At 37.3% G+C, this 11,406-nt stretch carries 7 protein-coding genes and 1 pseudogene; 7 read left to right on the top strand and 1 reads right to left on the bottom strand.

The annotated features are described in order from the left end of the window. Nucleotides 1-321: 321 nt before the first annotated feature. Nucleotides 322-880, bottom strand: a pseudogene (locus AB5217_RS24425) (prolyl-tRNA synthetase associated domain-containing protein). A 296-nt stretch (nt 881-1,176) separates the two neighbouring features. Between AB5217_RS24425 and AB5217_RS24430 the strand changes: the two are divergent. The 7 genes from AB5217_RS24430 (at nt 1,177) to AB5217_RS24460 (ending at nt 10,591) form a co-directional block, all read left to right on the top strand. Continuing rightward, on the top strand, nt 1,177-1,929 hold the full coding sequence (locus AB5217_RS24430) for a FadR/GntR family transcriptional regulator (protein WP_004304171.1): 753 nt from the start codon (nt 1,177-1,179) through the stop codon (nt 1,927-1,929). A gap of 47 nt (nt 1,930-1,976) precedes the next feature. Then, on the top strand, nt 1,977-2,993 hold the full coding sequence (locus AB5217_RS24435; protein ID WP_032854270.1) for a hypothetical protein: 1,017 nt from the start codon (nt 1,977-1,979) through the stop codon (nt 2,991-2,993). A gap of 35 nt (nt 2,994-3,028) precedes the next feature. Next, on the top strand, nt 3,029-3,940 hold the full coding sequence (locus AB5217_RS24440) for a dihydrodipicolinate synthase family protein (RefSeq protein WP_004300605.1): 912 nt from the start codon (nt 3,029-3,031) through the stop codon (nt 3,938-3,940). A 116-nt stretch (nt 3,941-4,056) separates the two neighbouring features. Further along, entirely contained in the window at nt 4,057-5,697 is a 1,641-nt protein-coding gene (locus AB5217_RS24445) for a sialidase family protein (protein WP_032845200.1), read from the top strand. A 6-nt stretch (nt 5,698-5,703) separates the two neighbouring features. Next, nucleotides 5,704-6,936 (top strand): MFS transporter, encoded by a 1,233-nt coding sequence (locus AB5217_RS24450; RefSeq protein WP_368112888.1) that lies wholly within the window; start codon nt 5,704-5,706, stop codon nt 6,934-6,936. 36 nt (nt 6,937-6,972) lie between these two features. Next, a complete protein-coding gene (locus AB5217_RS24455) occupies nt 6,973-10,263 on the top strand; it encodes a SusC/RagA family TonB-linked outer membrane protein (RefSeq protein ID WP_004300602.1) in 3,291 nt (1,096 codons plus the stop codon). 19 nt (nt 10,264-10,282) lie between these two features. Further along, nucleotides 10,283-10,591, top strand: a complete 309-nt coding sequence (locus tag AB5217_RS24460; RefSeq protein ID WP_368112889.1) for a hypothetical protein — start codon at nt 10,283-10,285, stop codon at nt 10,589-10,591. Nucleotides 10,592-11,406: the final 815 nt, after the last annotated feature.

Here is an 11,406-nt window from a genome sequence, read left to right on the forward strand (position 1 = left end):
ACAACTTTTAATAGGATTAAGAAAGAAGAAGACAGTTGAAATAAAAAAGAGATTACCACCAAATTTGACGAAGAACCCAATAAAATTCAAATATGCTTATTAGTTGGAATAACAATCTGGTAATACGCTGATATTTAGTTGATTATATGGCTTGTTTTTTGGTTTAAAACCAAAGCCCCGTTCCTTTAAAAGGAACGACCCGTTTCTCGGTGTGCAACGATGTGTTTCTCACCGAGGAACAAGACATGTACTTTAATTAAGTCGTGAAACTAGCTTAAATGTTCGTTTTTTTTGCAGAATGTACGACTTTGTAATTTCGGATTATAACTCCACGATATTAAAATTCTGATGACTGATTTTGGGCAATAGTATTTTAAGAATGTCCTCCAACCTGATTTTTAGACTGCATGTGTTTACGCATGGATGACATCCTATATATGTTGATTCAAGAATTTCTTTATCAATCAGGAGCTGTACTTTGTTCTCTTTATCGTAGATAAGACCTAGAATACTGACAGCCCCCGGAAAAGTACACAAGAGATTTTCCATTGCCTTTTCGGAAGCGAAAGAGAGATGGGAACTACCTATCTGTCCGGCAAGTTCTTTTGTTTTCAATTTTTTATTTGCGGGCAATAAGAGCATGAAGTATTCTTGCTGTTTATTAGTCAGAAACAGACTTTTGCATGAAGTACAACCTAGCGGCTATTTCTGCTCCTTCCTCCATAGTCATTATGGCTGGGTGGTGTAGACTTTGATACGCTATTCCCAGTTTGTCAAGAGTGGCATAGATTTTATTCTCATGTGTTTCTGTATATTCTGAATCAGGACTCATATAATCGCTTTTTTTGATTGTTGCAAAGATAAAAGATACAATAGACATAACCTAGATTTTTATATGTGATTTTGTCTGTATCTTTAATTGCTTATTTTTGGGGGTATCCTATCTTATGAATTTATGCCTTCACTATAATAAGTAGATATCGCTACTATGTTTAAAATGAGTATCTCTGCTCTTGCTATTGTTCTAAATGAGAGCTCAATATGTACTAAAAGTATGTTTTTCAACATAAATGTGCATTTTCTTATTATAATGCCCTTGTATTCTAAAAAAAATCTCTTAATATTGCATTTGTATTATTTGTCAGACAAATAATACAAATAATAAAATCTAGTAATATGAAGATAGAAATTAATCAAACAACATTGATCGATCAGGTAGAAGACAGCTTACTTACCTACTTTAAAAAGAATGATTTGAGATGTGGAGATTCTATTCCCAATGAGAATAATCTGGCCGCAGAATTAGGAGTTGCAAGAAGTGTTGTCAGAGAAGCTTTGAGCCGTTTGAAAATGATGGGACTGATTCATGCGCGCCCTCGTAAGGGAATGGTTTTGACTGAACCTTCCATTTTAGGTGGAATGAAAAGAGTGATAGATCCTCGTGTTTTGAGTGAAGAAACAATTTTGGATTTATTGGATTTCAGAATCGCACTTGAAATAGGAATATCAAGTGATATTTTCCGTAAGATAACTCCTAAAGATATTGAGGAATTGAGCGAGATTGTGAAAATGGGAATTGTTTTCGAGAATAACGAGTATGCGTTAATCAGCGAATCGGCTTTTCATACAAAACTATACAAAATTACGGGAAATAAAATAATATCTGAATTTCAGGAAATCATTCATCCTATTCTTGTCTATGTGAAAGAAAAGTTCAAAGACTACTTAAAACCTATAAATATAGAGATGAGTAAAAGCGGCAGAATAGCTACTCATGCTGATTTATTGGATTTTATAAGAAAAGGAGATGAGAAAGGCTATCGTGATGCCATTGAAAGACATTTTGAGGTTTATAAGATTTTTAAAGTGAACCGGAGTCTGGAATTGATGGCAGAGAAAAACGAAGAAGAAAGGATAGATAGTATATGAGAAAACTGTATTTTTTTATTTTATATTTATCTTTAATTTTATCATATATGAATACGGCTTGTTCGAGAAAAGGAGAAAATAAGATAGTAATGCAATGGGAAAACTCATTGTTACTTCCGGGATGTACCGGTATGCTGAAAAACGTTGGATTGGCTGGTGCATACTCAGGAATAGTAGAGGATAAATTACTAGTGCTGGGAGGAGCCAACTTTCCTGATAAATATCCTTGGGAGGGAGGAGTTAAAACTTGGTGGTCTACTTTATATAGTTATGATCTGCACATGGATAAGTGGACTGTTTATGATGATTTCCTTAACAGCTCATTAGCTTATGGAGTTTCGATATGCTTGCCGGAAGGGTTATTATGTATTGGAGGATGCGATCGTATGCAATGTAGCGATAAAGTTTTTCTCATAAAAAAAGAGGGCGTTTCATTTGTAGTAGATTCTGTTAGTTATCCGGCTTTACCGGTTCCGTTGGCAAATGCAACGGGGGCTATTGGGGATAACTGTATTTATATTGCTGGGGGGCAGGAAACTATGACAAATGAACAGTCGACCAATCATTTTTATATGCTTGATTTATTGCATAAAGAAAAAGGATGGCAGAAGATGCCCGGTTGGGAGGGACCATCGCTCGCCTATGCGGTAAGTGTGGTTCAGGGAGGACGATTTTATCTTTTTAGTGGAAGGAGTTATGCTCCGAATGAAGTGATGGTAGAATATACGGAGGGGTACGTATATGAACCAGGTAGCAGGAAATGGAGCAAAATAGCTGGTAATTTTCCTGTAATGGCGGGGACTGCTATTCCATATGAAAAAGACAAGATAATACTACTGGGAGGAGTTGAAGAAATACTACCTACATCTCCCGAGCATCCGGGATTTAGCCGTAAGTTACGAGTCATCAGTACAGAAACAAATTCTTTGGTGGATTCTTTAGACTGCCCTTATCCTATTCCTGTTACGACAAATGCGGTTTATATGGGGAATGACGTTTACGTGGTAAGCGGTGAAATACAACCTGGTATACGAACTCCCTTAATTTTGAAAGGAACTTTCTGAAAATAAAGTAAAATAACAATCTAATTAAATGCACTATGAACAATTATGAAAAACTGGAAGGTATGGTTGCGGCCACCTTCACCCCATTGGATGAGAATGGGGACGTAAATTTATCTGTTATTGATAAATATGCTGATTGGATAGCATCGACTCCTATCAAAGGGGTATTTGTGTGCGGCACAACCGGTGAATTTTCTTCATTGACGATCGATGAGCGTAAATTAATTCTTGAAAAATGGCTCGTTTCTGCCCGTAAGCGATTCAAGGTCATAGCTCATGTAGGCTCAAACTGTCAACGAAGTGCAATGGAACTGGCACGTCATGCTGCACAAGTAGGGGCCGATGCTATTGCTTCAATTGCTCCCTCTTTTTTTAAACCGGGAACAGTAGATGAATTAGTTGATTTTTTTGCACCTATTTGCCACTCTGCTGCTGGCTTACCTTTCTATTATTATAATATGCCATCGATTACAGGGGTTAATTTGCCGGTGGATAAGTTTTTGGTAGAAGGGAAAAAGAAAATACCTAATCTGGTGGGTACTAAGTTTACTCATAATAACCTGATGGAGATGGGAGTTTGCATAGAGTTGGAGCAACATCGGTTTGAAGTATTGCATGGTTATGATGAAATTCTTATTTCCGGCTTGGCTATGGGAGCTGTAGCAGGAGTTGGAAGTACGTATAATTATATACCTAATGTCTATCAGGCTATTTTTGATTCAATGAAAATGAACGATTTGGAAACGGCTCGCCACAATCAGATAAAATCCATACGTACCGTGGAGGTTATTATTAAATATGGTGGCGGAGTGCGCGGTGGCAAAGCGATTATGAAGCTGATAGGTATTGATTGCGGTTCTTGCCGGTTGCCGATAAAACCTTTTTCTGTTGATGAATATGAAAAACTAAGAGGTGATTTGGACGCTATAAAATTCTTTGAATTCTGAAAATAATAAAGAGGAGATGACAGTAAAAGTGTATTGCTGGGGTAAGCTACTTTACTTTCTGTCTATCCCCTCCAATCTAGTTAAATGCGTTCAAAATTACCTAAAATAAAGATACTATGAAAGTAAGTAAGAAAATATTTATCATATTTTCGATGATTTTGTTATCGGTGTCACCAGTCACATCTTTAGGTAAAGACATAAAATGGGTACTGGAGAGACCTGTTATTCCTGTGTTGGTAAAGAAACCGGCAAATCCTGTAATGAAGATAACTTTAATCAGGACAGATAATCAACCTTATGTTATCCGGCAAATAGATCTGGATTTATTGGGGAGCACGAATGTGGCAGATATTGTTTCTGTTGCCATATATGGTGCGAAGAAAAATGGACTGATAGATACGTCTCGTTTACTTTGTAATGCACTTCCCGCTACACAAAAAATGTCATTTACTAATGAAGTGCAGGTTAATCAGGATTCTTTGTCTTTTTGGGTAGCCGTAACGTTGAAAGATACGGTTTCACTGGATCATCGTGTTCAGGTTAATTGTAACCGAGTGAAAACCACGAAAGGCAATCTGAAAATTTTGGATAAAACAAGTAAACCTTTACGAGTAGGAGTAGCTGTACGACAGAAAGGACAGGATGGATGTATCTCATCACGTATTCCAGGATTAGCTACTAGTAATAAAGGCACTTTATTGGCCATTTTTGATGCCCGCTATGATTATCCTCGTGATTTGCAGGGAAATATAGATATTGCTCTTCATCGTAGTACAGATAAGGGAGTAACTTGGCAACCCATTCAAACTGTTTTGGATATGGGGAAATGGGGAGGTTTACCACAGAAATACAATGGAGTGAGTGATGCCTGTATTTTAGTAGATAAAAATACTGGTGATATTTATGTAGCAGGATTATGGATGCACGGTCTGCTGGATAAAGACGGAAAGTGGATAGAAGGTCTGAATGAAAACAGTACGAACTGGACACATCAATGGAAAGGTAGAGGTTCTCAACCAGGAACAGGGCTAAAAGAAACTTCCCAGTTTATGATAGCAAAAAGTACGGATGATGGTCTTAGCTGGGGCTTTCCGGATAATATAACCTCAAAGACGAAACGCCCTGAATGGTGGTTATTTGCACCTGCACCCGGACAGGGAATTACGTTGACAGACGGAACGTTGGTATTTCCTACACAAGGACGTGACGAAAACGGGCTTCCTTTCTCGAATATTACGTATAGTAAAGATCATGGAAAGACGTGGGTGACCAGTAATCCTGCATATCAGGATGTTACGGAATGTAGTGTCGTACAATTGGGTGATGGCGCCTTGATGTTGAACATGCGTGATAACCGGAACAGAGGAAATAAAGACGTGAACGGTCGTAGAATCTGCACAACTATTGATCTGGGAGAAAGTTGGAAAGAACATCCAACTTCACGGAGAGCACTCGTAGAACCTACTTGTATGGCAAGTCTGCATCGACATGAGTATATGGAAGAAGGAAAGAAGAAAAGCATGCTTCTGTTTGTAAATCCGAATAATTATGGGACAAGAGATAATCTGACTTTAAAAGTTAGTTTTGATGATGGAATGACTTGGCCGGAAGAACATTGGATTCTTTTCGACCAATATCGTAGTGCCGGATATTCCTGCATTACATCCATAGATGAAAATTCAATAGGTATATTATATGAGAGTAGTCAGTCGGATTTAGCTTTTATAAAAATCAATTTAATAGAGATTTTAAAGTAAACGGACATGAATAATAAAACTTCAAATATATATCCTTGGGTAGTGGTTGGGCTGCTGTGGGGTGTTGCCTTGTTGAATTATATGGACAGGCAAATGCTTTCCACTATGCGAATTCCAATGATGGAGGATGTGCGGGAATTGGAATCAGCAGCCAATTTCGGTCGCCTGATGGCTGTATTCTTGTGGGTATACGGACTGATGAGTCCTTTATCGGGGATTGTCGGTGATCGTATGAGCCGCAAATGGTTGATTGTAGGTAGTCTGTGTGTGTGGTCAGGAGTTACTTACTTGATGGGATATGCCACCACTTTCAATCAACTCTACTGGTTGCGTGGAATTATGGGAATTAGTGAAGCGTTGTATTTGCCTGCTGCTTTGTCATTGATTGCCGATTTTCACAAAGACAAGACTCGTTCGTTGGCTGTGGGAATACATATGACAGGGTTGTATGTGGGACAGGCTATCGGTGGATTTGGGGCTACTTTTGCAGCAATCTATTCCTGGCATACAACATTCCATTGGTTTGGTATTATAGGTGTGGGTTATGGTGTTATTCTGGCATTTCTTCTGCGTGATAAAGAGAGAGGAAGTGTATCAGAAAATCAGAAGATGAAAAAGATTCCTGTATTGAAGAGTTTGGGAATGTTATTTCCCAATGTCTTTTTCTGGATTATCTTATTTTATTTCTGTGTACCGGGCACCCCGGGATGGGCGGCAAAGAACTGGTTACCGACTCTTTTCTCTGACAGCTTATCTATTGATATTTCGGTAGCAGGTCCTATGTCTACTATTTCTATAGCTTTGTCCTCATTATTCGGTGTGTTGGCAGGTGGATATATATCCGACCGTTGGGTATTAAAAAATGTACGTGGAAGAGTATATACTGGTGCTATGGGTTTGGGGCTTATCATACCTTCCTTGTTGTTTATCGGATATGGTCATTCTATTTTCGCACTGGTGATGGGGGCTATGCTGTTTGGGATAGGTTTTGGTATGTTTGACGCAAATAATATGCCTATTCTCTGTCAGTTTGTGTCTGCACGTTACAGGGCAACTGCCTATGGTATTATGAATATGTGTGGTGTATTTGCCGGAGCTACTATTACGAGCCTTCTGGGTGAGTCGATGGATGCCGGACATTTGGGACGCGATTTTGCGTTGCTTGCTATACTAGTATTTGTTATGCTGGTCATTTTGGTCACTTGTCTGCGACCTAAAACGATTGATATGAAAGATTAATCCTTATATAATTTATTCATTCTAATTTTATTTTTTATGAAAAACTCAATAAAGCATACTAAAGATTTATTAATATTATCGATGGTATTTATCTTATCATCTGTATTTTCAAATATTCAAGCAAATAATATTAATTCTGAAGATATAAAGGTCTCTGGTGTAGTACAAGACCAGACAGGAGTTGAATTACCAGGAGTTTCAATATCCGTAAAAGGTATGGATAAAGGTACTATCACCAATGCTTCCGGTGAATTTTCTATAATGGTTCCTCCTAATGCAACTCTGATTGTCTCTTTTGTCGGAATGGAAACAAAAGAGGTTGATATTAAGGGACGGAGAAATATTGTGATTGTTTTGGAAGAGAGTTCTGTGTTACTTGATGAAGTCGTTGCCATTGGTTATGGTAAACAGTCAAGAGCATTAATAACAAATTCTATTTCTAAGATAAATAAAGAGGAATTTCAAAAAGCACCAGGACAGAATCCGTTATTACAATTACAAGGCAAAGTTCCAGGTTTATCCTTACAAATATCTAATGGACAACCGGGGGCAGACCCTCAAATATTTATTCGTGGAGGTAGTTCTACTTCACCTGAAAGTGATACTCCCTTAATAATTATTGATGGTATAATATCACAAGGATTTAGAAATATATCAGATATGAATCCTGCAGATATAGAATCGATAGAAGTTCTGAAAGATGCTGCTTCTACTGCTATTTATGGTTCCAGAGCTGCTAATGGTATAATCTTGGTTAAAACCAAAGCTGGTCAGAAAGGGAAACCTACTGTCAGTTTAAGGTATACGTATGGAGTGGAACAACAACCGCAGAGAATTCCACTATTGAATGCACGGGATTATATAACATTATCCCGTTCTAATATTGCGAAATTTAATCAGGCTGATTTGACATATAATGGAAAGGAAGATCAGGCAAAATTCTTAAGTGGTTCTTTTGGTATGTCAACAGGAAATCCGAGAAACTCTAAAAATACACTTGAATTTTTGGATGTTTATTTGCAAAAGTATGGTCAAGGTTATGTGAGTAATCTGCTGGAACATGAGGGCTGGCAAACCATGGCGGACCCTGTTACGGGAAAACAGCTCATCTTCCAGGATAATGACTTTCAGAAAGCAACTTTCACAACAGGACAAAAGCATGAGGTTGATCTTAGTATTAGTGGAGGAACAGAGGCGATTAACTATTATGTAGGTTTAAGATATTTGAATCAGGATGGTATACTTAGAGGTACAAATTATAAAAATTATAGTGTCTTATTTAATGGAAATTATAAATTAAGTGAGGCATGGAGTTTGTCTACTAAAGCTAGTCTGCAGGTTAGAGATGCTGTGGGAGGTGGAAATACAGTCAATACTATATCTCGAAGTATATTAACACCACCGACCTACAGATTGTACTATGAAGATGGAACTCCAGCCCCCGGAGAAGGTATTTCTTCTTTCAGAAGTAGATTGCATGAGATTTATTATAAAACAAATTATGATGATACTAGTGTGTATAGGACAACTTTTCAGTTGGGTGCAATCTGGAATATTTTACCTGGGCTAGTTTTAAAACCAACAGCCTATTATTTTGGAACTGAAGGTATTGAGAATTATTTTCAGGCAGATAATGAGACGACTGGAAATACAATCCGTCCTGCTTCAGCTAAGCATAACTATGACAGACATTTGCAGGGAGATTTGGTTCTTTCGTATGATAAGAAAATCAAGGAGCATAATATAGGAGCTGTAGCAGGTGCCAGTTATACTCATGATTATAGTTACAGACTTTCGGCAAGCGGTAGTGGATCTTCTATAGATTTAATTCCAACATTAAATGCAACGGCAGATAGTACACAAAGAGCAAGTTCTACTAAGACAATGGAAGCTACTTTAAGTTATTTTGGACGTGTAAACTATGATTATAAAGGTAAATATATAGTTTCTGTCAGTATGCGTGCAGATGGTTCTTCACGGTTTGCAGAAGATAATAAATGGGGATTTTTCCCTGGAGTATCAGCTGGATGGAATATGCATAGGGAAAATTTCTTCAAGCCATTAGAAAGTATTATGAGTCGTTGGAAATGGCGTGCAAGTTGGGGGCGTACGGGTAATAACAATTTGAGTGTTGCCAATTCAAGAGGTGAGTACAAAATTACAGATACTAATTATCAAGGATCAGTAGGTATACTAAATACAACATTAAAAAATTCTCAATTACGATGGGAAACGACGGAATCGTATGATATCGGAGTCGATCTCGGATTTTTTAATAATAGATTGGGATTATTAATTGACTACTATAATAAACTGACATTTGATAGATTGTATGATGAACCTTTATGGAATTCTACGGGCTTTAGTTCGATTAAGAGTAATTATGGTTCAGTAAGAAACTCCGGAATAGAAATAGAGTTGAATGCTACTCCTATTCAAACCAAAGATTTTTCATGGGATTTATCATTGACGTTTGCTTACAATAAAGGAATCGTAGTAGATTTACCGGATAATGGAGAAGAGAAAAATCGGGTAGGAGGTAATTTTATTTATGATCCTGCTACAGGAGGTACTAAAAAGGTTGGGGGAATTGCTGAGGGCGAAAAGTTTGGTGGAAGATGGGCGTTTCATTATTTAGGAACCTATCAAACGGAAGAAGAAGCAGCTAAAGCCCCTAATGATCCTAATGCGCAAGGTAGAAAGAAACATGCAGGAGATGCCATATTTGAAGACGTGAACAATGATGGGCAATTGGACTCTAAAGATATGAAATTCATGGGATATATCCGACCGGATAAGGTAGGAGGTATTGTCAACTCTTTCAAATATAAAGGACTTACTGTACGAGTTGTAATGGACTGGGCTATGGGACATGTGATAGATAATGGTTTTAAAGGACAGATAATGGGTAGTTCACGTAATAACAATAATGCCATAAAAGACGCAATGACCAATTCCTGGCAAAGTGCGAATGATGGAACGAAATATCCTAAATATACAGTTCAAAGTGATTACGATTATCAATATCGAAATCATATGAGATGGGATAATCAAATAGGCAGTTCTGAAAGTGGGAGTACCAACAATAGCCTGTATTTTAGTAAAGGAGATTATCTGGCATTTAGAGAAGTGTCTTTAAGCTATATGCTACCATCAACTTGGGTTAGAAAAATAAGATTGAGTGGAGTGGAAGTTTTTGCTGGAGCATATAACATAGGTTATATAAAGAAATATGATGGTATGTTTCCTGAAATATATACCGGAGTGGATTATGGGGTATACCCAAGGCCAAGACAATATAATATGGGAGTAAAAATTAATTTCTAATTAAATAAGACTTGTAATTATGAAACAAATTAAATCAATATTATTAGGAATTTCATTGTTTTTGTTACATTCATGCAATTTGTTGGATGTAGATACAGTTTCAAGTATAACGGGAGACGGGTACTGGAATACAAAGGGGGATGTAGAAAGCTATTTGATAGGTATTTATACTAAGTTACGTGATACTTCTAATTCAACTCTTCATTTTGAAGATAGAGGAGATGCTTTTACAACAGGTCTGGAAGGTGGTCCATCGAATTTGTGGGCGCAGAATCTGACTTCAAATATAGTATTTACAACCGATTATTACTCAATATTTTATAGATAATAAGTCAGAAATATGGTTGTTATTTTTAATTGCACATTCTAAAAGGTGAAGATTTAACGCTTTTATTGATTATTAACTCAAAAAGGACATCAACTTGGGTCGTTTCTTCTCTTTTCCTTGCTATTCGTTTCCGATATTCCACTTTTGTTTTGGTCTATCTCATATGTACTGCAAAGGTATTGATTTTTGTTTGATATTGCTCCTTGCTTGCTCCTTGTCGTAGATTAATTTTCACACAGGAATTTTTGTTCTCTTTCTATAGGGGCTTGAAACAATCCATTTATTGGAAACAATTAAAGACGGAGCTGGTTTGCCCCAGTGCTTTTTAAGAAACAGGGCAATTATTTTATCTCCACAAAGGCTCTTGTTCCCAATTATGAGGAAAGCCTAATAAACGAGTTCTTACTGATGGGTATTTCGATAAAAGCTGCTTGAAATCTGCAACAAAAGTGTTGCCCATAGAAATGGAGTTAAGCCAATACACCACATAGCAGAGTTGCGGATAAAGTGTTTGTTCACGGAACGAGAAATCCGTAATCCATGTGTTTGGCATACGCATAGGCATCATTGGCTTGACAGGAAAGACCCGATTTGACAGTCTTGAATGATGGGCGCAGCAATTACGAAGTACGGGTCTGGGTACGGATTAAAAGGCTAAGTGATTATTTCCAGTCATTTAGCCTTTTTAATTATCTAATTTTTCCCCACATTTTCCCCACAGCTGTCTATTTATATATTTTAGGTGGGTTCTATCAATTCCATTTTTTATTTCTTGCATAAGGCAGCAGAACCCTTTAACTGTCTTGAGCAAGATA

It is taken from the genome of Bacteroides sp. MSSM.1001136sp1_RTP21357st2_D2_RTP21359_211015 (genome assembly GCF_040913205.1).
In the GTDB taxonomy this organism is placed as follows: Bacteria; Bacteroidota; Bacteroidia; order Bacteroidales; family Bacteroidaceae; genus Bacteroides; species Bacteroides ovatus.

What these genes read in the sequence shown, in the direction of transcription:
- AB5217_RS24435 (WP_032854270.1), top strand. Translation starts at nt 1,977, where the DNA reads ATGAATACGGCTTGTTCGAGAAAAGGAGAAAATAAGATAGTAATGCAA.
- AB5217_RS24445 (WP_032845200.1), top strand. Translation starts at nt 4,057, where the DNA reads ATGAAAGTAAGTAAGAAAATATTTATCATATTTTCGATGATTTTGTTA.
- AB5217_RS24455 (WP_004300602.1), top strand. Translation starts at nt 6,973, where the DNA reads ATGAAAAACTCAATAAAGCATACTAAAGATTTATTAATATTATCGATG.
- AB5217_RS24440 (WP_004300605.1), top strand. Translation starts at nt 3,029, where the DNA reads ATGAACAATTATGAAAAACTGGAAGGTATGGTTGCGGCCACCTTCACC.
- AB5217_RS24450 (WP_368112888.1), top strand. Translation starts at nt 5,704, where the DNA reads ATGAATAATAAAACTTCAAATATATATCCTTGGGTAGTGGTTGGGCTG.
- AB5217_RS24460 (WP_368112889.1), top strand. Translation starts at nt 10,283, where the DNA reads ATGAAACAAATTAAATCAATATTATTAGGAATTTCATTGTTTTTGTTA.
- AB5217_RS24430 (WP_004304171.1), top strand. Translation starts at nt 1,177, where the DNA reads ATGAAGATAGAAATTAATCAAACAACATTGATCGATCAGGTAGAAGAC.